This window comes from Ruegeria sp. CG11 (genome assembly GCF_056537245.1).
On sequence record NZ_JBQFRE010000030.1, the window covers coordinates 1 to 23,025 of the forward strand.

The 23,025-nt window shown below is 50.6% G+C and carries 18 protein-coding genes; 12 read left to right on the plus strand and 6 right to left on the minus strand.

The window, feature by feature from the left end:
* The first annotated feature begins 313 nt into the window (after positions 1 to 313).
* The 3 genes from ACR0KW_RS23105 to ACR0KW_RS23115 all read left to right on the plus strand — a co-directional run bounded on the left by ACR0KW_RS23105 (position 314) and on the right by ACR0KW_RS23115 (position 3,709).
* A complete protein-coding gene (locus tag ACR0KW_RS23105; RefSeq protein WP_480807121.1) occupies positions 314 to 1,477 on the plus strand; it encodes a glycosyltransferase family 61 protein in 1,164 nt (387 codons plus the stop codon).
* 190 nt (positions 1,478 to 1,667) lie between these two features.
* Positions 1,668 to 2,657, plus strand: coding sequence for a glycosyltransferase family 4 protein (locus tag ACR0KW_RS23110; RefSeq protein WP_480807122.1), 990 nt, complete (start codon positions 1,668 to 1,670; stop codon positions 2,655 to 2,657).
* Between the two features lie 62 nt (positions 2,658 to 2,719).
* A complete protein-coding gene (locus tag ACR0KW_RS23115) occupies positions 2,720 to 3,709 on the plus strand; it encodes a glycosyltransferase family 2 protein (RefSeq protein WP_480807123.1) in 990 nt (329 codons plus the stop codon).
* A gap of 219 nt (positions 3,710 to 3,928) precedes the next feature.
* Here ACR0KW_RS23115 and ACR0KW_RS23120 read toward each other — a convergent pair whose 3' ends face one another.
* Positions 3,929 to 4,606 (minus strand): sugar transferase, encoded by a 678-nt coding sequence (locus tag ACR0KW_RS23120; RefSeq protein ID WP_480807124.1) that lies wholly within the window; start codon positions 4,604 to 4,606, stop codon positions 3,929 to 3,931.
* Between the two features lie 212 nt (positions 4,607 to 4,818).
* On the opposite strand from ACR0KW_RS23120, the gene ACR0KW_RS23125 reads away from it, so the two are divergent.
* Positions 4,819 to 5,007, plus strand: coding sequence for a hypothetical protein (locus ACR0KW_RS23125; protein ID WP_480807125.1), 189 nt, complete (start codon positions 4,819 to 4,821; stop codon positions 5,005 to 5,007).
* Between the two features lie 72 nt (positions 5,008 to 5,079).
* Here the strand turns inward: ACR0KW_RS23125 and ACR0KW_RS23130 are convergent, their stop codons facing one another.
* Positions 5,080 to 7,089, minus strand: a complete 2,010-nt coding sequence (locus ACR0KW_RS23130; RefSeq protein WP_480807126.1) for an acyltransferase family protein — start codon at positions 7,087 to 7,089, stop codon at positions 5,080 to 5,082.
* A 115-nt stretch (positions 7,090 to 7,204) separates the two neighbouring features.
* On the opposite strand from ACR0KW_RS23130, the gene ACR0KW_RS23135 reads away from it, so the two are divergent.
* The 3 genes from ACR0KW_RS23135 (at position 7,205) to ACR0KW_RS23145 (ending at position 11,014) form a co-directional block, all read left to right on the plus strand.
* A complete protein-coding gene (locus ACR0KW_RS23135) occupies positions 7,205 to 7,474 on the plus strand; it encodes a hypothetical protein (protein WP_480807127.1) in 270 nt (89 codons plus the stop codon).
* 430 nt (positions 7,475 to 7,904) lie between these two features.
* Entirely contained in the window at positions 7,905 to 10,532 is a 2,628-nt protein-coding gene (locus tag ACR0KW_RS23140; RefSeq protein ID WP_480807128.1) for a right-handed parallel beta-helix repeat-containing protein, read from the plus strand.
* Between the two features lie 197 nt (positions 10,533 to 10,729).
* Positions 10,730 to 11,014: a PqqD family peptide modification chaperone gene (locus ACR0KW_RS23145; protein WP_480807129.1), complete on the plus strand. Its 285-nt coding sequence runs from the start codon at positions 10,730 to 10,732 to the stop codon at positions 11,012 to 11,014.
* Positions 11,015 to 11,035: 21 nt separating this feature from the next.
* Here the strand turns inward: ACR0KW_RS23145 and ACR0KW_RS23150 are convergent, their stop codons facing one another.
* Both ACR0KW_RS23150 and ACR0KW_RS23155 read right to left on the minus strand, forming a co-directional pair.
* The gene (locus ACR0KW_RS23150) at positions 11,036 to 12,901 is read right to left on the minus strand and encodes an ABC transporter ATP-binding protein (RefSeq protein ID WP_480807130.1); all 1,866 of its coding nucleotides are present in this window, start codon (positions 12,899 to 12,901) and stop codon (positions 11,036 to 11,038) included.
* Between the two features lie 121 nt (positions 12,902 to 13,022).
* Complete coding sequence (locus ACR0KW_RS23155) at positions 13,023 to 14,981, minus strand: asparagine synthetase B family protein (protein ID WP_480807131.1); 1,959 nt, start codon at positions 14,979 to 14,981, stop codon at positions 13,023 to 13,025.
* Between the two features lie 90 nt (positions 14,982 to 15,071).
* On the opposite strand from ACR0KW_RS23155, the gene ACR0KW_RS23160 reads away from it, so the two are divergent.
* Entirely contained in the window at positions 15,072 to 15,530 is a 459-nt protein-coding gene (locus tag ACR0KW_RS23160) for a lasso peptide biosynthesis B2 protein (RefSeq protein WP_480807132.1), read from the plus strand.
* A 280-nt stretch (positions 15,531 to 15,810) separates the two neighbouring features.
* Complete coding sequence (locus ACR0KW_RS23165; protein WP_480807133.1) at positions 15,811 to 16,284, plus strand: hypothetical protein; 474 nt, start codon at positions 15,811 to 15,813, stop codon at positions 16,282 to 16,284.
* Between the two features lie 296 nt (positions 16,285 to 16,580).
* Here ACR0KW_RS23165 and ACR0KW_RS23170 read toward each other — a convergent pair whose 3' ends face one another.
* Complete coding sequence (locus ACR0KW_RS23170; RefSeq protein ID WP_480807134.1) at positions 16,581 to 17,240, minus strand: hypothetical protein; 660 nt, start codon at positions 17,238 to 17,240, stop codon at positions 16,581 to 16,583.
* Positions 17,241 to 17,849: 609 nt separating this feature from the next.
* On the opposite strand from ACR0KW_RS23170, the gene ACR0KW_RS23175 reads away from it, so the two are divergent.
* Positions 17,850 to 18,848, plus strand: coding sequence for an O-antigen ligase family protein (locus ACR0KW_RS23175; RefSeq protein WP_480807135.1), 999 nt, complete (start codon positions 17,850 to 17,852; stop codon positions 18,846 to 18,848).
* Here the strand turns inward: ACR0KW_RS23175 and ACR0KW_RS23180 are convergent.
* Positions 18,835 to 19,197, minus strand: coding sequence for a VanZ family protein (locus ACR0KW_RS23180; protein WP_480807136.1), 363 nt, complete (start codon positions 19,195 to 19,197; stop codon positions 18,835 to 18,837). The two genes, ACR0KW_RS23175 and ACR0KW_RS23180, sit on opposite strands and share 14 nt — an antisense overlap.
* A 374-nt stretch (positions 19,198 to 19,571) precedes the next feature.
* Here ACR0KW_RS23180 and ACR0KW_RS23185 point away from each other — a divergent pair, with 374 nt between their 5' ends.
* Entirely contained in the window at positions 19,572 to 21,833 is a 2,262-nt protein-coding gene (locus ACR0KW_RS23185; protein WP_480807137.1) for a GumC family protein, read from the plus strand.
* 186 nt (positions 21,834 to 22,019) lie between these two features.
* Positions 22,020 to 22,937, plus strand: coding sequence for a hypothetical protein (locus ACR0KW_RS23190; RefSeq protein ID WP_480807138.1), 918 nt, complete (start codon positions 22,020 to 22,022; stop codon positions 22,935 to 22,937).
* Positions 22,938 to 23,025: the final 88 nt, after the last annotated feature.

The window sequence follows — 23,025 nt, forward strand, 5'->3', positions numbered from 1 at the left end:
GCGTCCGTCAGCCAGAAAAGATCAGACAAGTTCGCTCGTTTTCGAACCGTGAATCACGCCGCAGGACGGAAATCAAGGGGGACTGTGCCTAGGCTTTTGGTCCATCCAGACCGTTGTGGGGTAGTCGTTCAAGCAGATTGTCGTGTCAGCCAAAACTGTAAGACGCTGGGATAAAGCCATTGATTTTGAATAGTAATTCATTAAACATGTCAACAGTGGAAACCGTTATGATATTGGAGGTTAGTCGGCTCGACCACATTCTACGATGAGGTATGAAATCACTGCGGCGGTCTAAAAATATTATGACAGTTTAATGCCAACTACTTTCAAAAGTGCTCTGCGGAAAATTTATAGACGCGCTGGCAGAAAATGGGGTGCCGGAACGCATGACCGTTGGTTGTATGATCAATTCATCCCGCTTCAGAGTCTGAACAGGACATTGCTGGAATACGATGTCACCTTTTATGACGAGGACGAAATTTATCAGCCCAAATCTTCTAGATCGCCTCATTCGGTGCCGTATCGTCAATTAGACTTACACTATCACCCTATTGCAATTCCGAGACCGTATTATTTCTCAATACCCAATGCAGTAACGTCAAGATACGACGTCATCGATATCGATAATCCCACGCGGGTGTTTCTTGAAACCTATCCAGAAGTTACGCAATTTGTTGAGGGGTCGAACCATACTTTCAATATACGCAATCGAAAGAAAGCCCTCTCCTACGCTTCACATAGCAAGCCTACATTTGAAAACGCTTACTGGTTTAGCACTCGCGCCTGGAAAAATTACTACCATTTTATTTTCGATTGCTGCCTGCGCTACGTGGATTTGCAAGAGGTCGGGGCGATTGACGGCAATACGGATATCCTTGTGTTTTCAGAGCCTGGAACATTTCAACGATCCTATATGAACCTTCTGGGCATACCTGATGAGCGAATAAAAGTCTGTAATTCGGGACCAGTAAGAACCTCCAATCTTATTATTTCTGCGTCGCGCCGTCAGCGGTTTGCGTGTTCAAGAAACGCGATCCATTCCTTTTCGAATAAAATTTCGTCTTCGGTCGGCTTCTCGCAATCCCGCTCTCCCAAACGTAAGATTTACATTTCACGCGCGCTTGCAAAACTGCGGAATGTGAATAACGAAGCTGAAGTCGTTGCGCTATTGACCGAATATGGTTTTGAGACAGTCACATTGGAGACTTTGCCAATTGCAGAGCAAGTTGCACTAATCCGGGAAGCCGAAGTCATCGTAGCCCCACATGGTGCCGGGCTCGCCAATCTTGTCTTTGCACAAGATCCTAAAGTCATAGAACTGATACCCTACGACAGTTGGGGATGGGGATATTATATTCCGGTCACCCACGCCGTTGGCGGCACACATATTCCAGTCGTTGGCGCGCGTGGTCTAAACGAAGATGATTTCACGGTCGATCTCGATGAGCTTCGCAGGGCAATTTTGTGTGATGTTTGATCTAAACCAAGCTACTTAGCAAAGGTTATACAGCATGTCATGTGACATACAGATTGTGAGTAAGCATCGTATCACACCGCATGGAACCACGCAGTTGAGGTGTAACCAGCCCGCAGAATATCTGCGAACACTCGGATATACCGTAGAGGTCGGATGCATCTATACAAGCGTCCCGACGGCAACTAAGATTTTGATCCTTCATCGCGTAAAACATGATCACCATACGCGCAACTTTATCGATCTTTCACGGGATCGGGGGTGCCATATCATCTATGATACAGATGATCTTCTCTTCGATCCGGCCGCAGATGAGTATCTGAAGCGCAATAACAAAACGGCCATGTATGAAGACGGTAGCAAACCGTTTTCCGAAGCGATGTTAAGTTGTGATATGGTGACAGTGGCGACCGGCTATCTGGCTGAGCGCGCCCAGACGTTTCATCCAAATGTAAAGCAATCCCGAAACGCGCTAAGTGCGGACTATCTGGCGCTTGCCCAAGAAGTTGTTCAGCAGCATGTATCCAACGACTTGGTGACGATTGCCTACCTCTCCGGTTCTAAAACTCATGACGCAGATTTCAAAGTCGTAGAGCCGGCATTGCTGCGACTTCTTGCAGAGAACACGAAGACCAAATTGGTGATTGTTGGCAATCTTTCATACTCCGATAAATTCTATACATTTAGATCTCGCTTTGAAGTACGGGGATTTACGCCTTATTCGACGTATGCGGATCTTTTTCGGGATATCGATATAAACCTGATTCCATTGGAGGTCACAGAGCCCTTTTGTAATGGCAAAAGTGAATTAAAGTATCTTGAGGCGGGCGCATGTGCAGTCGTAAGCATTGCTTCGCCAACTGATCCGCTAAAGTCGGCGATTAAGGATGGTGTAAATGGTCTGATTGCCGACGATAACGAATGGTTTAGAAAACTCGACGAACTCGTTCGATCAAGGAAGGCGCGCCAAGAGCTGGGGGCTTCTGCTCGTGTTGACGTTCTGACACATTACAGTCCAGAAGCCCGCGCTGCGGATTGGAAATTGTTAATTGATACGTTGAGAAAGAAAGAAGTTTCGGCTCGAAAACTTAAAACTGGGGAGAAAATACGCATATTTTCCGAGATTCATGGTCATCGAGCCATAAGGGTTTTGAAGAGACTGAAGTCAAAGATGCTGGATTAAGAGCAGTGTTTATCCTAGCATGATGCCTCCGTTTTATGATGCGTTCTAAGGAAAGCGTGAATATGAAAATCGCAATTGTCTCTATGATTAAAAATGAATGTGATATTATTGAACTATTTGTAAAGCATAGCTCAAAATTCGCCGATAAAATTTTTCTAATGGATCATCAAAGCACCGATGGCACTAACCTTATTGTCAAAAAAATGGAAGAGAAGGGTTACAATGTAGCCCTAAGTACAATCTCCGAGGTAGCGTTTGATCAACCCAGATACATGACGGCAGGGACAAACGAGGCTGCGAGAACCGGTGAGTTTGACTACATTATCCCTCTGGACGCGGATGAATTCCTCAGCGGACCTGGCGGCAGTGAGTTCAGAGACTTTCTATCTGCATCGTTGTCTCCAAAGCAGTGGGCGTATATGGATTGGGTAACCTTCTGCCCTATTTCCGGAACATACTTTGATTACGCTAATCCTCTGACAACATGCTTTCGCGCCCGCTCACATGAGCCGGGCAGCTTTCGGAAGGTCATTATTGGCGGAAAATTTGCGGAAGATTGCAAAGTTGGCTCAGGTAATCACGTTGTCACACATCCAGAGTTTTTCAGTGAGCCGGTTCAACTTGACTACGCCTTCCAGCACGTTCCAGTCCGAAGTTCAGACCAAATCGTACGGAAAATTCTTCTGAGCACATATGCTTTCTCCTTAAAATCCGGACGCAAACCAGGAGAGAACTTTCACTGGTACAATATGGTTCGTGACATTCGGAACAATAATTACAGCTTATCTGATCAGGCATTGCTGGACTTGTCCTTGACCTACGGAGATGACATTCCAGACTCTCAAGTCCCAACTGTAGATCAAAACAGAAAAATGGATTTTTCTGAAGATTGCACAATCGAATTCTCGAGTTTGGCGCGTATCAATCTCATTAAATCCATAGATGACTTTGCAATGTCTCTTATAGATGATCGCATTCAGGAAAACGCGCTCAAAATTCGCCCAAGCATTTTGAGGAGAGCCGCAAAGCGGTTCAAGTCCGCTATAGGATAATCGCAAGATTCTATCTTGCCAGTGCCTTTGCCGCCCGGAATTGACCCGAAATTGGGCCTTTAGTTTGGTCGAGAATGGGGGCTGCTTACTGACGTAAGCTACGATTCATTGCCTGCTGCTCTGTAGCAGAGCGGTTACATATTTACAGATATGTGTTTGGAAGCCAGCATGAGATACTGATGATAAGCCGGGGCAAATTTGACCCCGGCAACAACCTCGTTATCGCGCCCCGTGAGAGGTAAGGATGACACGTGCCGTCCAAACAAGCACCTTGAGGTCGAACCACCAGTTCATATTACGCACATAGAAGATATCCCGTCTTGTCTTCTCGCGAACCATTTCCTCGGAATCTGTATAGCCCTGCGTTACCTGCGAATAACCCGTGATGCCTGGCCGCACGGTTCCTCGCACGTGATAGTCCGGCATCGTCTTGTGATAGGTTTGAGCAAATTCGAATATTTCCGGGCGCGGCCCGATCAGGCTCATTTGCCCTATGATAACATTCAGAAGCTGCGGAACTTCATCCAGACGCGTCATCCGCATAAAGCGACCAAATGGCGTAATCCGCCACTCTTCCAGCCCATCAAACGGGCCTCGCTTGATCGAACTTTCTTCGGGCAACATCGTCCGAAACTTGACCATCCTGAACTTGCACTGGTCTTTTCCCATTCGCGTTTGGCAATAGAACAGAGGTCCTGGGTTCCAGAAGAGATTCAACAAGAAAACGACAGCGCAAAGGACCACAAAAACGGGTGTCGCCGCAATGCAAACGACGACGTCGGCAATACGCTTAGACGCAAAGTAAACAGCGCTACCTCTGTGCGCGGAATTATGGTTGGATGTTGATTTAAAATGCCAATTTCCACTGGAAGCAGTGTCATCAGTCAAATCGGTCATACTAAAAACCCCGTGCAAATCTTAACTCAAGATACGCTGACAATCAGCGATACAACTCACAACTTTACGGCAGAACACCCCCAAGCCTCTTGTGCTTCAAAAATCATAAAGAATGCCCCCGCTTATACGTATGGCTTGAAGCCATCGTTCACTCGAGAATCTTCATATCACATTCTGCCTACATTGTCGCAAGGTAAAGCATGGCTAGATTTATGATCAACACATTTTTGACAAAATTCTACCTAACTGCCCATGAAGCTGAACAATTTGAAAAAAGACACCAGATTGATTTGTTGCAGACGGTTTATAGCCTAGTGTTTGTGCAGCCCGATCAGGCGTTCACGCACGATTGGAAAAAAGAGGCCAAGACGCGCGATCTGGGCATTGGCAAGCGAGACTAGATCAGACATGCCACTTGTCATTTTTTGAGCAACGGATCATGCAAAATTTTTTGAAATCGGCGGGGCCTGAGGCTAAGGCCCGTTCGGTTTGCTATCTATTTGCTGTTTTTCAAGAATAAGAAGTGCGTTCCTTACGATTTGCATCCTTTGGCCAAATCGTCTTTCACCAGCATTAGAAAAGTGATCGCCATCAGACCAGAATAGCGCCTCACAATTGAGGAAATCCTCCGGGAACGAAAGGTCGAGGAGTTCGTTTTGCGACATGAACATTACGGTCGAGGCATCAAGCGCCTCGGAAATTGCTGCATCCAGGCCTAAGAAGACGTCTTCTAGGCCAGGGCGCAGACGAAAATCGTGCTCACAGCCGGCACCAAGCATATATTTGAACGGGATGTGGGGTTCGATCCGGGGAGACAGCCATACAACCGGAACTCTTTCTGATATCTGTTCCAGATAACTCCTTACGGCCTGCACGTAACCGGTATTCGGCACATAAGGTGGTACCTCTTGGTCAGGTGATAGTTCAGCGATCATCGACCGCGTGCCGACTTCGTGGTCGTGGCCCCGCAGCAGATAGAAGCCCGCTTGTTCATAAACTGCGACCTTGAAAATATCTGCGTTACTGGCAATGAACCTTGCAATCGCATCATAGGAACAGTCCGGGGCCGGTGAATGTGGTCGGCACCCACCGGAGACGATACCGACGATGAATGGGTGGGTGTCTTTTGATGTTTCCACCACTGCACCGTATAAATCGATCGCGTGACTATCACCAAAGATCAGAACACCGGGACCATGGCGCGCGGCGCAACCGGTAATTCGGTCCTTTGCTTGCTGATCCATCGCCCTGACATCGAACACACATGCGCCATTATCCAAACGAGAGAGGGCATTCCGACGGTGTGTTTTACCGACTTCTTCAATGAGCAAAAACATATGCCGTTCAGATTCGTTCAAACGGGCAAGATAGGCCGTACGCCACCCATCCGTCACATGACCCCAAAGACCAAAAACGGCAAAGGCTATCGAAACCGACCCTGCCGAAATAAAGATCGCCTTCTGCGACAGCAGAACCTTTCCCTTGGATTGCCGAAAAGGCGTTTCCACAAAGCGCCAACTGAGGTAAGCGAGCGCGAAAGATAGGGCAATCAGGCAATAGATCGACAGCAGCGACGGTTCGCCATATGCCTTAATGCGGGCAAATGCGAATAGTGGCTGATGCCAAAGATAGGCGCTGTAACTTATAAGTCCGATGCCCACGAGTGCGGGCGCTGCGAGTATCCGTCCTGTCATCGTGCGCGGCCCGGCGAATAATATCACCAAAGCGGTACCCACAACTGGCAGTAGTGCGTAAAGCGAAGGGAACGGCGTTCCTTTGTCAAACAAAAAGACTGAAGCGGCGATCATCGCAAGACCCGGTACGGCCAGCCAGTCTCGCTCTACGACCCCACGACGCGCGGCGACTGCGCAGAGTGAGCCGATGAGCAACTCCCAAACTCGTGCAGGTGCCAGGAAGAACGTGGCGCTAGGAGCATTGCGCCAACCCCATTCTGATAACGCCAAACTGGCAAGTACCAGGACTATCAAGATCGGCACAAGTAGTTGACGCCTGTTTGACACAACAAACCAGAGCAATAGTGGAAAGAAAATATAGAACTGCTCCTCGACAGCGAGGCTCCAGGTATGCAGGAGTGGTTTTTCTTCAGACGCTGCCTGGAAATAGCCACTCTCATGCCAAAACAAAAAATTAGAGGCAAAAAATCCGACAGCCAGAACGCTCTGCGCAAAGTCTTTCAATTGCTGCGGATTCATAAAAACGATGGCCAAAGGAATGCACATCAACACAACCAGTGTGAGGGCTGGCAGGATACGCCGCGCACGCCGCTCATAAAACTTCAGGAGAGAAAAACTATCATCTTCCAGGTTCTTTAGAAGGATAGACGTGATGAGGTAGCCAGAAATCACGAAGAACACGTCAACTCCGACGAAGCCTCCGGAAAAAAGATCAAAACCCGCATGAAAAAGCACGACCGGTAGAACTGCAACCGCGCGCAATCCGTCAACTTCTGGACGATACTTCATAGAATTACTGAAACTACCAAAATACTAGTCATATTTGCTGTTATCCGGATCATACAGAGTTAGTCAACTTCCCCGGGAACAGATTAATTTGGTTGTGATGGGCGCCCTATCCGGCTTGTCCATCGCATGGTTGGAAGCAGATATCTTTCTGAAGGACGCATTCACCCTCCGCCCCATTGGAGCCGTACTCCTCGGGCCAGATTGTAAATGGCAGGCCATCAGCCGCTACAGGAGAGGCAAGGTCTTCGCCGGAATCGACACCGAGGCGTTGGGCCTCATTCTCAACACTCAAAAGCAACAAAGCCGCCAGATTGTCGCCGCGCCCATGCAGCTAATTTGTGCCATGTTGACGAGCGCGGCCCAAAAATGGGCGGGCTCGCGCTGACACCACCCCCAGATAGGCAGATTTTTTCCGGTTTTCACACACCTGCCCTAGGGTCAAGTTGTGCTGCTCTTTACCCACATTTAGACCTTATCTCGCCACCGAAATGTCGGAGTTTCGCCCCTCCAGGGCCAATAACAACCGACATATACCTTAATATGAGTAAGAGAGCAGGAATCAGTCGTGTCAAAAAATGCAGAGCTGAAGCTCGCGCTTCAGGGTGCGTGTCCACTCGCGCGCCCTCGACGAGAGTTCTTCCGTTCAGACCCATTGTCGACCAGATTCCTCACGGTACACAGTTCGTCAAGACAGCGCGGTTGGCGCTAACCCACAAACACCGCTCACATGAACACCCAGGGGTCCTGACTAAGATCATTCGAAACTCTTTTGCATCGCATGATCGCGGCCCCCAAAATGTAGACAGGTTACCAAAATGACGATAATCCACTCATCCGATCTAGGCTGGACTGAAGGCCAAGACATCTCCGAAGAATTTGCTGCGCTGGCGAAAACGTTCAAGCCAGGCGACACTTTTGTCTTCGACCACATGTATGACATCTCTGGGTCGAAAATACAGCTACCCGACAACTTCACGTTGGCCGGAGGAGCGCCAGGGGCGGGCATCAATGTTATTGATTCCGCTACAAACTCAACTCAGCTGTTCGAACTGGGTAATGCCAATACCCTTGTTGACCTGACCGTTACGCACAGCAACAGCCCGCAAACAACTCCAACTTCGCTGAAGGTGCAGGGGGGCGTTGACTATGATAAGAAGATTACTTTTGTTGCCTCGGACAAAGACGACATAAAAATTCTGAACAGCTACTTTGAAGGCAACGTCTCGATCCCAATCGATATCCGAGGTGGCGACAACCTTCTGATCGACAATTCAGAATTTAATGGTGGCTACTATCAGGTGCGACTTCTGGGGGATGTCAGCAATCCCACCATACAGAACTCTTTGTTCCAAAATTCCCTGGGGGATGGCATCAAAACTGCGGCAGGGAATAACGGAGAAGGCGTCACCAACGCGACGGTTATTGATTCCGTTTTCCTCAATAACTTCAGAGACGGGATAGACACCACCGGAGGATTTAAGGACTCCGTTGTTACCGGGTCATACTTCGTCAACAACTTTGCTGGGCTGGACATCAAAGAAATCTTGAATTCAGATGATGACCTTTCGGTACTCCGCAATGACAACATTCTGGTCACGGACTCGGAGTTTATCAACAACGGCAATGCCGTTGTCGTTACAACTTTGGACAGGGGCCCGTACCTGAACACTAGCAATGCCAAGCAACACGCCGCGCAAAACATTATCATAGAAAACTCCATTATCGAGAACACATCAGATACAACCAGGAGTGCGCTCTTGGTGAAAGATAGCTATGATGTGCACTGGAGCAACTTAACTCTTCTCGGAAAGGTCCGTGAATCCAAAGAAATCTCCGACTACAACTTCGGATTGCCTGACGACATTTCCGGTACAGGGGTGACAACAGGCAGCCACCGTGGAGAGCCCGATGACGCCTATTATCAGAGTTTGGCTGGGCCAGATTGGTCGACTATCTCCTATCCGGTTGACGGCACGCCAACACCGCCGGACACTACCCAGCCTGACCCGGATGAAGGCGGTTCAGGGGCGGTTGACCCGGTTGTAGACGAACCGGTCGTAGAAGAACCGATTAAGAGTGACCCTGTTGAGGATGTTCCGGAACCTGTCGAAGCGAGCAATTATCTCGATATATTCCTTGCTTACACGGACACCGACAAAACAGTATCTCAGCTTGGGGACGGTTCCAGCATCGATAGCAGCCTCACAGATGGCCGCCCTTTGACAATCGTTGCCACCTCGCAAGACGGCGCGCCCAAGATCGGAAGCGTGAAGCTCACTGTAGACGGGTTCGGTTCCCAAATAGAAAATGTTGAACCTTATGCTCTCTTCGGGGACGACGGCAATGGCGATTTTTTTGGTGGAAAAAAACTGCCTGAAGGAACGTATAGCGCGGAACTGATCGTGTTTGACGGTAAAAAGGGCTCGGGCAATATACTCGAAACCGTTTCATTCGAATTCACTGTTGGTGACACTGGTTCAGCGCCAAGTGTATTGCCAGAAGAGCCGGTTGTTGAAGATCAGGTCGAGGCGGGCGTGCCAGAAGAACCAATCGTCGAGGATCAGGTCGGAGCGAGCGCACCGGAAGGGGATCTAGCACCGGATTCAACCTACCAAGAGGCATCTAGCCAGCTTCTGGATATTCTGTTGGTCGATACCAGCACAGATAAGGCTCTGGCTGACCTGCATCAGGGCGCAAAGCTGTCCAGCAGCGATCTCTCGGGTAACAAAATCACCCTGTCAGCCGAAGCGATTAATCCTGAAAGTGCAGATATTGGTAGCGTAAGGCTCGAACTGGACGGACAGTACAGTAGCGTAGAAAACGTTGAGCCCTATGCCCTGTTCGGTGACAACGGCAAAGGTGACTTTTTTGGCGGAACGGAACTCTCTGACGGGTCTCACTCCATTACCCTTACTGTGTACTCGGGTAAAAACGGCAAGGGCTCGATCCTAGAACAAGTGACCGTGGAATTCGAAGTCGGAGATTATGACAGCCTTCTCGTTGATGGAAGCGCACACACCGTTTCGAGCTACTCGGAAGCTCAGGATACAGGTGTAGCAACTGTTTCCTCAGATCAAAGTGCGATCGAGCTTGAGGGCAGTGCCTGGAAGTCGGTGGACTTAAATGAGGATATCACGGAATCGACAGTTCTTGAGTTTGATTTCAAGAGCGACGCTGAAGGTGAAATCCAAGGCATTGGCTTCGTTAACGAAAACGGTGATCTGGAAACCATGTTCTTCCAGCTCGACGGATCGCAGGACCTTGGTATTCAGGACTTCAATGATGGATATGAGACAGGCACTGGCTATACGTCATATTCTATCCCCGTAGGCCAGTATTTCACGGGTTCTGTGCAACAGCTTGTGTTGGTAAACGATGATGATGCCAACCTGGGCGCGATGAGCTCGTTCGACAATATTAGCTTGTTTGAAGCTATCGCTTAATGCGTTGGGGCTGGATTAATTTCCAGCCCCTGCTATCAAGGACGAAGTAAAGGCCAGCATTTTGGCGCGGACGACTTGGAGAAAGTAACTCTCATTTAACAAACACTCTTCGAGGCGCATTGCCTGCCGCCCAATTCCGGGAAGATCAACTTCCAGGGTTAGCGTGTCGGGTGTGGATTTAATGCAAGGAATAGAAAATGACCATCACGATAGACAGCGTCATTACGATGGATAGAGCTTTAGCGACCACAAAGGTTGGGGAAGAAACGGTTATTTTCGACGACGAAAGTGGGACTTATGTCGGTCTGAATGAGGTTGGAACAGCGATCTTTGGCGAACTCAATGAGCCTAAATCGGTATCTTGTCTGATAGATGCCTTGATGTCTGAATATGATGTTGATCAGGACACATGTCAGGAAAACGTTATCTCATTTCTTGATGACATGCTTAAAGCGAAGCTTATCTCGATCAGAGAAAGCTGACGGACGCCAATCTATTCCCTGTCACGGTACCAGCTCTTCAGCAAACTTATTGTCGGACAGGAGCTGTTCATACGTTACCCGTCCTACCAATCGACCCTTTTCCAGAACGAGAATGTAATCGCAATCTTTTAAAGTGCTGATCCGATGGGCAATCATGATGATTGTTTTATCACCTGAAAGCGCATTGATCTCTCTCATCAGTTCTCGCTCTGTGGCGTTGTCCAAAGCGCTGGTAGCCTCATCAAATACGATGACCTCGGGGTTGTGATAGAGGGCACGGGCAATCCCTACCCTCTGCCGCTGGCCTCCGGAAATGCGAACGCCGCGTTCGCCCACATGGGTATCAAAGCCTTCAGGCATCTGTGTCTCAATAAACTCAAGGAGTTGGGCCGACGTTGCCGCTTTACGTACAGCCGCATCATCAATTTCATCCCTAGGGATGCCCAACGCGATATTCTCTTTGATGGAGGCATCCACCAAAAATACTTCCTGCGGGACATATCCGACACTCGCTTGCCACTGGCGCACACACTCAGGAGTCAGGTCTTCGCCATCTATAACGATACGACCGCTAGTGGCCGGCAGCAGCCCAAGAAAGACATCTACGAGTGTCGTCTTGCCGGCACCGGTGGTTCCAACCACGCCAACCGTCTGCCCTCGGCCTATTTCGAATGTCAGATCCTTGAGGCCACCTTCGTCTGAACCAGGGTACTGATAGTTTATACCCTTGAAATTGACACTTTGGGTCAGAACTAAGGGAGACACTCTATTTTTTGAAAAATTGGCTAACTCAGTCGTCAAGTTTAGATCTTCAAAGACGGCGTTTATCGAAGCCTCGCCAAATCTAAGGGCAGAAAAAGAAGAATACATAACCTGCATGGTTGGGAGTATTCGATATCCGGCGAACGCATAAAGGCCCAATACCGGAATGACCTCTGCAATGGTTCCGCTCCCGACGCCGCCATTACGCGCCACCAGCACCAGTGTCAGAATAACAATCCCACCGAAGGCGAGCGCTTCGAGTCCAAATTTAGGCACCTGCCGAAGTGTTGCATTTATTGCGCGAAGCTTTGCCTGCCGTGCGGCTGCCGTTGCAAACCCTGATATATAGCTTTGTTCACGCCCCAGAAGCTTGATCTGCTTTACGCCGTTTAACGCCTCACCAGCTATCCGAAAGCGAGCCTGGTTTGCATGGAGAGCTTCACTCCCCATGCGCGCAATCACAACTTTCAAGCTGGAATAAAGCAGAAAATAGCATCCTCCGAAGACCGATACGGAAATAATTGTTGTGACTGGCTGAGCCCAAAGAAGAAATGAGCCAATCATAACAAATGTCATCAGACTGTTTATGATTTCAACAGTCGGCCTGTACGCGTTGGAAACTACGTGACTGCTTTCGTTGAGTATGTATGTGCTGAGCTGACCTGTATGACGGTTCAAAAAAAACTCGTAAGGCTGACGCAAGTAAACGGATAACAGCCGGCGGGAGAGACTGTATTCTCTCATGAATATCCAGCGGTTTAAGGCATATGCCGTGACGCTCCTTAGAATACTCACTGCGATCAGCAAGCATACAAATGCGACGCCAACCATCATGATAAATGAATCGGCGGTCTGAAAGCCAAAATAAGTATAAAAGAAGCTTGCAATCGGATTTGTCTCAACCAACTCCGGGTTACCCAGAAGTGAAAGGAATGGCATAATTGTCGCAACACCGACCGTGTCACCAATGCCCTTTAGGGTAATCAGGCCCAACACGAGCAAACCGGACTTGCGCTCTCTTGGCTCCAACATCCGGAGAGCTTTTTGAAATGTTGTTAACTGTCGGGGCATAATTTCCAATTTTCTAATAGAACTTAACTGAGCTATTCCGGCGATCAGCCCCACCTGAGTGGCTCAATTTAATTGTTAGTCCATGACCGACGTCCGGTCTATAGGGGTGGCAATTTCTGGGGTCGGTCGATGTTGGCTCGGCGTGTTGCAGGACCAATTGGTGCTGGGCATAGCATCAAAAAACCTCATTGTTGGGGTGTATTTCGGTACCCAGATGCTCTGGGGCCTCCTCCTGCCACTGTTGTGCCTCTTCAGAAACCGGACGGTTTCTTTGTTCGAGGTACCATATTCTAACAGACAGTGAGAGGCGCCTGAATAGTAGCTTGTCCTCCTCGCCTAAACTGTCCGGGGATTTTCTGATTGCGGCTCTGACCTGTGGCATATCAAGCCATGAGCTATCCCCTTCGAACATGTTGTCACGTTCATACTCCAGAAGGGCTTTCCAATAGTCCAGCCGGAGTCTCCAGCGCAGCAATTCATTGGCAGAGTCATATTTCAGCAAATTTTCAGGAAGGACGTCCTTTGCCGCATGACGGGCCAGAAATCGGGGTTTCCCATCGGAAAAAAGAAACTCATTGGGAATGCCCAGCATGAATTCCATAATACGCCGGTCCATCAGCGGGTATCGGTATTGGATATCAAACCTGGATGACCATGAGGCCCATGTATCCGTCCTTTTCGCCAAATGGCCATTGAGTTGGAGATTTGCCAAGAACGCCTTAGGATCGTCAGATCGGGGTAAATTCCGATCGCTCCACGCTTTCAAACCAGGATTGCTGTCCAGAAATGCTGAATTGATGAAGGGAGTCGGGTCATCATCGGCGTCGTCCAGTGCCAATCGCCGTTCCAGCCAATCCGGCAACAGCGGACGCAGCCCGTGATTGTAAAGATTGCGGAAGAGAATTTTCGGTTTTCTTCGGCCACCGGATATAATTCTAAGAATACGAAAAGCCTCAAAAAATCTCAATCGCTTCAGACAGTACGGCAGATAGCCTCTCCCTTGCGTCGAAAAGGCCTCATCTCCTCCCCAGCCGGACAGAATAATGCGCACGCTATCTTTTGAGGCCCGAGAGAGAATGCTGGGCTCTTCGGACAAATCCGCAAACCCTTCGACTTCGAATGCCCGCTGGTGGAACGCCTCCAGCGTTCGGTAATCCTGACTGCCAAACCTTGCCGGAATGCCTGCGCTCTCGCAGATGCGGTTGACGTTGTGACGTTCGTCAGCCTTGCCCTGATCTGGAAAGTCGTCCGAAAAATCCGGGGCCCAGCAATAGGCCGACACCAAGGACTGGCCTTTCGCCTTGAGCGCTTTTGCAGACAGCGCCGTTACCGAGCCGGAATCTATTCCGCCGCTCAGATGCGTACCTACGGGAAGATCGGTCGCAATATGATCTTCGATCACCGCATCAAGAAGTTCGGACAGCTCTCGAATACAATCCTGCGTCGAGCGCCCATGCACTGTCTTGACGTCATGCGGGTTCCACCAGCGCGTTTGCTTTTGTTCTGATTGGCCGACAACCATATAGCAGCCGGGATCAACGAAATTTATCCCTTTGATAAGAGGCTTAGGTGGACCTGAGCGGGAGTCGCGCATGTACCGTAGCAGGATTTCTTGATCAATCTCGCGACTTATGTCGTGGAACTCCAGAAGCGCGGCAATATCTGTTGAGAAAGTAAAGCTATCGCGTCCACGAACCCAGTAAAGCGGGCGTTTGCCGATATGGTCGCGCGCCAGAAACAACTCCTTGATTTCGGGGTCGAACGCTGCAAAAGCATAATCGCCGACCAAATGATCCGGGCTGCTGTGCCCCCATTTCAGAAAGGCGCTTCTGATCAGTTCAAGATCAGACAGCCCGTCCTCTGTCGACGACAACAAACCCAGTTTGTCCAACAATTCCTTGCGGGCATCGAGGATCGCATCCGCGACCAGGGTGCGACCATTGCGTTGCAGCTCTATGCCATCGGACTGTCCGGGTCTGACCCCGAAATACCGAAGGCCAAATGCAAAGTTGTTTCCGCATACGGTCGCACTATCATCGCGCCCATAATCAGATAGTGTCTTGAAAGCCCTGTCGAATTGGGACTTGTTAAGCGCTTGACCGCCATATTCAATTCGGCCGAGGATTGCACTCATATTGTTCTCAATAACTACCGATCATCTTAAACTGAACGCTACCGATAAATTTGGTATGACTGAACCCACCATCTGTGCGAAGTACTGAAAATGTCACGATTATCCGATTTCATACCTTTATCTGCTCTCAAGATACTTATCGTTTCCGAAGCACTTTTCCGGCTTTGTCATGCCTGGATTTTGGTCAGGTGTTTTTCGTTTGGAAAATGGAAGGGACGTCTGGGGGCATCCGTGCCCGGCGAAGTGTTTCCCACAGGGACCGAGATCACTTTGGAGATCAGACGGATCCGCAAGGCAATCAATCAACTGAACCGCGTGTTTGGCGGCGTATTTACGTGCTTGATGATCGCAATGGCAGGCAAAGATATGTTGCGGCGAAGAGGGGTCTGTTCATCTCTGGTATTGGGAGTGAACACCGGCAGTTCTGAAGCTAAAGACACAATAAAAAACGCCATGCACGCTCATGCATGGCTGTGTGTGGGGGATGCTGTATTGTTAGGAAATGAAGAGCGCAAACGATATTCACCTGTTGTTAGCTATAAAAGTTGACAACAGGCGCGCTCTTGTCCCAAGGCAAACGAATTGCATTGGGATCCTATGTTAATCTAATCAGGAACCTTTGGGCCCCCAAGTAAAGTGGCACCACGAGCCTTCTTCGTGAAAGTCCCAACGACCGCTAAGCGTCTTTTCCACATCAAGTGTTCTCAGCTTAGGCGCTTCCCAAGTTTTAAGTTGTTTTTTCACTATCTTAATCCTCAAATCTTTACCCATTCTTTTTTAACAGCAATTTTCCATCGAAGCAACACAGTTGACAGAGGCGGCGCAACCGATGCGTGCGCAGCCTTATTTTCTTGCGCCTTCCGCATTTTTGCCGCGAATTTCGAACCAAGCACATATCCTTGCGGCATTTACCGGCAGCCAGACTCTGATTCTCGATGAGGTGGGTGACCAAGACGCGCCTTCTGCGCGTCAGTCAGACAAATCCGCTCTCCTCACCGCACGATCAGTGACTGGCGCCGTAAGTTGCGAGCCGAGAATCAATGAACTGGATCAGGTAGATATTTCACTGCGGTTCTGTGATTTTGTTATGCTCCGAAGCATCCATTGCAAAACAAGGATAGTAAATACTGTAGCGGTACCGATTATGGCGCCCCCAAACAGACCTGACACCCAACCAAACGACCAAATAAACCACATGGCAAAAGTGGATGCCCATCCCACCGCAACGCCAAATAGAAATGCAGCCATTTTTCGGTTGTCCTTTTTGAACGTTTTTACACCACTCGCCTTAATCACAAGTTAACAGCCTTTTAGGCACTCACGCCACAACAATAGTCTCGAACGGTGAAGTTCTGCCTATCTATGGTGAGATGGATCATAACACGTAAAAGGCAAGCAGGCATCAGTCAATTTTACTTGAAGGTGTATTCAATCACCTCGATAGGTATGACCGATTTGCCCCTGACAGGTTTGAACTCTCAAAAAATGCTCAACCAGAAGGCCGTGATATCCTTCTTCCTAACAGTTCCATGGCCAAAATGCCGTCGAACATAGGCTAAATAGCTCTGATATCTCCGCCAGATTTCACATACACCCGGCTTAACTATTGGAGTGTATGTTCCCAAAATCTCCCAGCAACGCGCGAACCGGGTCGCCATCGGGCATCAGGCGTTCAAGATGGAGTGGCGACTGCGCGTTCAGCACCGTGCCATCTCGATGGGCCGACGCTATCTCCTGATTGGACAGGACCATCACCTGTTCAGGAAGGTGAAGATTGGCGTGATAAATCTGCATCACGAGCTGCAGTCGCAAGGGTGCAAGCTGCACGTTGTAGGGGGCAAGTTCCCATGACCGTTCCAAACTGCCACGCATGGCAGAGATGTCATTGGCGCGCCCCTGGGCCTGTGCCAGATACGTCCATCCTGAGGCGTTCGCGGGGTCGAGACGAAGAGACCGATTGATTAGGTCCAGCGCTTTCCGGGTTCGCGCTTCTTGTTCCTCTATGCTGATGACCATTGCATCACCAGAGGCCGGATCATAAGTCAGGTCAAGCTCGTTGAGAAAGCTGTACGCAAGTTCGAGCAGGTATTCCGATTTGTCGTAATGGGCAGCGGCGTTGGACACCCGCCAATTGCCGTCCACATTTCTATCTCGCTCAGAGCTATTGAAGGCGGGGCTGGTTTCGAACACCGTCGCGAAGTTCAAAATTGCGCCGATCAATATAGCTACACAAAAAATGCGGCACAAAATTTTTCCCATTGTCACACCCGGAGCACAGAAACTTGCGGTCCTTACTGTAGACGCCAGTTCTCTCACCTGTCCATTGCGCAGACGAAGCAGATGTATCCTCGCTGCAACGCTCGTATGTGCAGCGCTTCGCCGGGGCTTTTGCTACGAACCTGCTGGGATAATCTCACAATTCCGTGGAACCGTGGTGCCATGAAAACGCGTGAACGATTCTCTGTATTACAATGGGCTATCCTGTGGTCGCTTATGGGGTGCGTCTTGCTTGCGGCCGTGCCGCTGGGGGCAAACCGGCCCGTGTCATGGACGCTGTTGTCCCTCGCTATCCTGATAATTTTCGCAATACAGGTGCTCATTGACAGTATCCAACGCCTGCCCAAACAGGCCAGTGGGCTATGGTTTCCTGCCGCTCTTTTTTTGGGCGCGGTTGCTTGGGGCTGGATTCAGCTTCTCCCCGGAGTACCGGCGCCTTATGCCCATCCGGTCTGGGCGGCTTTGGGCGATGTGTCTGGTCACATCTCGGCGGACCCCGGGCAGGGGCGCCAGATCATCATGCGCTATCTGTGCTATGCAATGATCTTCTGGGTTGCATTCCGCGCTTCCGTTGCCACGACCCGCGCGGGAATGATGCTCAAGATCATTGCCGTTGCGTCAACCATATTCGCTGTCTACGGCCTTTATGCCATGGCAACCGGACATAATCCGGTTCTGGGAGAAGGCGAGCAGGCCCTCGTCGTGACCTCAACTTTTGTCAACCGCAACAACTATGCCACCTATGCAGCGTTTGGACTTCTGGCCAATATCGCAGCCTATCTGCATGTCACTGGTGGTACCCATGTCAGCAACGATGGCTGGCAAAATTTACTGCGGGACACGCTGGAGAAGTTCTTTAGCGGTGCATGGATTTATGCCCTTGGCGTACTCTTGTGCCTGGGGGCGCTGTCCCTGACACAATCTCGCGCAGGCGGGCTTGCAGGGCTTGTGGGGCTGTGCGTGTTTATGGTGTCTTGGAAAGGCGAAGGACGGCGGTGGAACCCGTGGCTTTCGCTGGTTGTAGGAGCCGTGGTCGGGTTCGTTATCCTGACGAGCGCGACAGGCATGATCAACAGAATCCTGACGACAGAGGCGGGAAACGGTCGTTTCCTGATCTATCCGGAAGTTGTGAGGGCGATCATGGACCGCCCGGTTTTGGGCCACGGGCTGGGGGCATTTCATGATGTTTTCCGCCAGTATGTACCCGCAGACGCGGCCTTCGGCGAATGGGTCAGGGCGCACAACTCTTATTTGGAAAACATGTTTGAGTTGGGCGTTCCGGCAACGATCGCATTTTACATGGCGCTTCTGATCATCACCTTGCGCATTCACCGCGGCACCGTGACCCGCCGCCGAAACCGTGCATTCCCCTGTTTCGCACTGGCTACCATTGCAACGGCAGCCATCCACTCTCTCGTTGATTTCAGCTTGCAGCTCCCCGCCGTTGCGGCGTTGTTTGCTGTCATTCTGGCAATGGGATGGAGTCAGAGCCAGCCAACACGGCGCCCGCGTATTGGCGGGAGCGCCCAAAAATCCGTCAATCCACCACCGGCGGCCGCAGACCGTGTGGCGGGGGCTATGTCCGAATAGTTCGCTTGAAATTCAGCAAGACCCTGAAGAAGACCCAAGCCAACCCCACGCCGATCAGATTTCCCACAAGGTCCAGCATGGAAAAAGCCCGCCCGGGCAAAGCCACTTGGACAACCTCAAGCCCTACCGCCAAGATGACCATCAAAACAGCCACGCGAGGGGCGGCTTCTACCCAGCCCAAATGACAGGCGGAGCCGAAGAAGAAGAAGATCACCAGATGCACAAGGAAGCTTGCAATCGGCGTAGGGACCACAAGCAATGTCTTTCCGCCCAGACACACCCACACCAGTGTCAGAAAAACGACAATGGCCACGACGCGGACAAAACGCTCAATAATTTCAATCTTCACAATCCGCACTCTCTAAATTCCAAGGCCGAGCAGGTAACTCTGAGCGCCTCCTTGGACACTGCCTTTATTTGGACAACGTCTGCACATTATTGCAGCGTGATCTTAATACAATATTCAGATGCCCGCTTGCCTCGGCAAGCAAAAAAGCTGGTGTTGTGAGGTGAGAGTAAGCAGTAGATATACGAGTATGGGAGAACCATATATAACAAACACCCGTTTTCCGGTGCGTGCAGCGCGCAGTAAGGAGGGCGGGGATACAATATCTTTTATAGTTGAACGTTGGTTTTAGTTCAGGTGAGTGTAGAGTGAATAAGTCAGCTAAACCATTGATCTTGTCGAACCCTGTTAACACGGCCAAACCACGGAAAAACCCTTTGGACAATATCGACGACACGATTGATATTCGCGGGCTTATCTCAAAGTTCTGGCATGGCAAGTGGATCATCGCGATCTGCCTGCTGATTGCTTATGTGTTGGGCTATCTCTCAACATCCCAGATCGTGCCCACATATCAGGCGAATGCAATGGTGATGTTCAACACTCAAAAAAGCAATATCATTGATCTGCAGGGTATTCTGGATGAAGAGCGGTTCGACAAGAGCAAGCTGGAAGATCAGATGCTTATCCTGTCTTCGACCAGCCTGATCGAGAGGGTGGTGGATCAACTCAATCTGGACGAGGACCCCGAATTCAATCCCACTCTGCGCGAAGATAAACCCGGCCTTATAGATCTCGCAAAAAGCTATATCACGCTACCGCCCGAGATCGTCGATATCATGAAGGATCTCGGGTTGGTTGCCCCGCCGCCGCCACCGCTACCGGCTGCAGATGCCGAAGCCCGCAATATTGCGCGTGAAAACCGCTTGCGCGCAGTGATCGTACGAAATGTCCAGGCTGGTCTGCGGCTGGCCCCGGTGGGGGACTCTCATGTGCTGAGCATCTCCTTTGTATCGACCAACCGGAACACATCCGCCGAAGTGGCCAATGCGATTGCCAATCAGTACATCGTTGACCAGCTTGAGGCCAAACTCGAAGCAACTCAGGCCGCTACAAGCTGGCTAAGTGTTCGGGTCGACGAATTGCAGGAGCGTGTGGAGACAGCAGAAAACAGGGTTGAAAACGCCCGGTCCGCCCTTGCCTTGGAACAAGGCCAGAGCCTCAATATAACCCAACAGCAACTGGCAGCTCTCAACGCGACGCTGGTGCAGGCACGCAGTGAAACGGCGCGTATTGAAGCGGACTACAACCGACTGCAAGCCGCCCTGGAAGATCCCGGCAATCTGGATACGATTTCAGAATTTCGGGCGTCACCCGTGGTCTCTGAAATCAGACGGCAGGAAACCGATCTTGCTGCCCAGGTCATTACGCTGAACGCGTCGGTTTCTCAGGACAATCCGTCTTTGGTGCTTGCCAAGCGGCAACTTGAAGAAGTGCGCAGCCAGATCCGCGAGCAGATCCTCGCAGAGGCCGAAAAGATTGTTCTGGCCACCCGAAAAGACCTCATTGCCTCGCAGGGGCGGGAAGCGGCCCTGATCGCACAGGTGCGCGAGCTGGAACAGAAGGCATTCGAACAGTCAGCGGATGAAGTGACGCTGCGCCAGCTTGAACGAGAAGCACAGGCCAGCCGGGCGCTTTACGAAAATTTCCTTGGCCGGTTGCAGGAAGCCAATGCACAGGAGGATCTGCAAGGTGCAGATGCCCGCATCCTGTCGCCCGCAGAAGTCCCACTCCGTGCGCAATCACAGCAGCAACGCCGTACTATGCTGCTCACCATGTTCTTGGGCGGGGCGATTGGTGTTGGGATTGTCGTATTGCTGGATTTGCTGAACAATACGTTCCGCTCACCCGAGCAGTTGGAACAAATGTCCGGCGAGACTGTCTTGGGCATACTGCCCTCGATCGGCTCACGGGTGGAGCGAAAGGCCGTTCTGGGAGACCTGCAAGACAAGCCGAATTCATCACTGGCGGAAGCGGTGCGAAATCTCAGGACCAGTATCCTTTTGTCGAATGTGGACAGCCCGCCCAAAGTGGTCATGTTCACCTCCAGCGTCCCGAAGGAAGGTAAAACTGCAAGCGCAATGTTGATGGCACTGACCAGCCGCCAGATGGGAAAAACGGCAATTATCGTTGATTGCGACCTGCGCATGCCAGCCGTGACACACATGATCCAGGACACGGATGAAAGCCCCGGATTGCTGTCTGTCCTCAACGGGACAACCCCGATCGATGACGCTATTTACGTGGAACCCAGCTCGGGCGTCCACGTACTCACAGTTCATGAGGGCGAACGTCTTGGGTCAATCAATGCTGCTGACGTGCTGTCCTCGAAACGCTTCGAAGAGCTTATCAGCATCCTGAGCGAGAATTATGACATGGTGGTTCTCGACGCGCCGCCGGCCCTGGTCGTGACCGATGCGCGAATCCTGTCAAAACTGGTGGATGCGGTCGTTTATGCGGTGCGCTGGGATAAAACTCCGCGCGGCGCTGTGCTGGAAGGCCTTAAGGAAATGCGATCCGTGGATGCGCCAATAGCGGGTCTTGTAATGACCATGGTGAATGAGGCACGGGCCACGAAATATGCATATGACGGGTACAATTACTACAAAGGCAGGTATCGGGACTATTACATCTCGTGACGAAATGAACAGGCTTCGGCATCTTCCGATTCGCAATGCATCGCCATCCTTAAGGCGCTCTCGATACGCTGATACTTCCGGCCGAGCCTGATCCAACAGCGCTCAACTTAGTAGTTTCGGTTTCTCGGCCCATCTCTCTGATTTGCATTGAATTCGATGATTGAAAAACTGGGTTAAACACTGCTCATGATCAAGACAGCAAATTACTTTTACCACGTATTCGGATTTCCGGTTGTGTCTGATTTTGAGCTTCCAGAGCTTGGTGCGCCCAAGGCGATGGATGGTCACACGTCGGATCACGCTGTGCACATCAAAAGGGGGCCTGTCCCGAGCAGCCTAGAAGGCGGTCATAAAGTAGAAGATTTCCTGGAGTTCAACAAAACCGAATGCATGTATATTGTGCACGGCGTTGCAAGGTATTTGATATCTGCGGGACGACGGATTGTCATTCAGCCCACCGCTGACGCCTCGATGATTGATGTCCGGTACTACTTGTTTGGGACGATATTCGGAGCCCTCCTGCATCAGCGGCAGCTTCTTCCGCTGCATCTGAGCGCCGTTGAGACCCCAAATGGTATTTTGGCTTTTACCGGCCAGAGTGGCGCAGGGAAATCTACAACCGCCTATGAAATCTTTAAGGAAACCGGTTGGCGATTGTTGTCTGACGATGTTGCAGCCATTGATCCGACCGAAAGCAGCACGCTGCTTCATTGTGGTATTTTCCGGCAGAAGCTGTGGAAAGACACCGTCGAGCGCGCCGGATTGCGGCCTGATACCCTTACACGTGACACGACCCGAGCTGAGAAATTTCACGTCTTTTCACCGGAACTTTTCGTCTCGGAACCTCGTCACTTGCGCAAGCTTGTCGTCCTGGACCTTGCGGCTGAACCAAAATTGGATTTGCTGAGACCATCCGAAGCGTTTGCCCAGGTCATGAACTCAATTTATCGTCCCGACCTCGCGCGCCTTTTCGGAGATTTGCCGGCCACCATACAAAATGCCGCGAAAATTGCGAATGAAATAGAGACTTTTAGATTTAGCCGGCCTTGGTCCGTCGATGGAATGTCGACCTCAATACACTATCTGATTGAGCACTTCAGTTAGGCACAGTCCCCCTTGATTTCCGTCCTGCGGCGTGATTCACGGTTCGAAAACGAGCGAACTTGTCTGATCTTTTCTGGCTGACGGACGC

Bases quoted from the DNA above. Each gene is read 5' to 3' on its own strand.
- ACR0KW_RS23190 (WP_480807138.1), top strand. From the start codon at position 22,020: ATGATCAAGACAGCAAATTACTTTTACCACGTATTCGGATTTCCGGTT.
- ACR0KW_RS23160 (WP_480807132.1), top strand. From the start codon at position 15,072: ATGTCACGATTATCCGATTTCATACCTTTATCTGCTCTCAAGATACTT.
- ACR0KW_RS23125 (WP_480807125.1), top strand. From the start codon at position 4,819: ATGATCAACACATTTTTGACAAAATTCTACCTAACTGCCCATGAAGCT.
- ACR0KW_RS23145 (WP_480807129.1), top strand. From the start codon at position 10,730: ATGACCATCACGATAGACAGCGTCATTACGATGGATAGAGCTTTAGCG.
- ACR0KW_RS23120 (WP_480807124.1), bottom strand. From the start codon at position 4,606: ATGACCGATTTGACTGATGACACTGCTTCCAGTGGAAATTGGCATTTT.
- ACR0KW_RS23130 (WP_480807126.1), bottom strand. From the start codon at position 7,089: ATGAAGTATCGTCCAGAAGTTGACGGATTGCGCGCGGTTGCAGTTCTA.
- ACR0KW_RS23175 (WP_480807135.1), top strand. From the start codon at position 17,850: ATGATGCTCAAGATCATTGCCGTTGCGTCAACCATATTCGCTGTCTAC.
- ACR0KW_RS23155 (WP_480807131.1), bottom strand. From the start codon at position 14,981: ATGAGTGCAATCCTCGGCCGAATTGAATATGGCGGTCAAGCGCTTAAC.
- ACR0KW_RS23105 (WP_480807121.1), top strand. From the start codon at position 314: ATGCCAACTACTTTCAAAAGTGCTCTGCGGAAAATTTATAGACGCGCT.
- ACR0KW_RS23170 (WP_480807134.1), bottom strand. From the start codon at position 17,240: ATGGGAAAAATTTTGTGCCGCATTTTTTGTGTAGCTATATTGATCGGC.
- ACR0KW_RS23165 (WP_480807133.1), top strand. From the start codon at position 15,811: ATGCGTGCGCAGCCTTATTTTCTTGCGCCTTCCGCATTTTTGCCGCGA.
- ACR0KW_RS23115 (WP_480807123.1), top strand. From the start codon at position 2,720: ATGAAAATCGCAATTGTCTCTATGATTAAAAATGAATGTGATATTATT.
- ACR0KW_RS23140 (WP_480807128.1), top strand. From the start codon at position 7,905: ATGACGATAATCCACTCATCCGATCTAGGCTGGACTGAAGGCCAAGAC.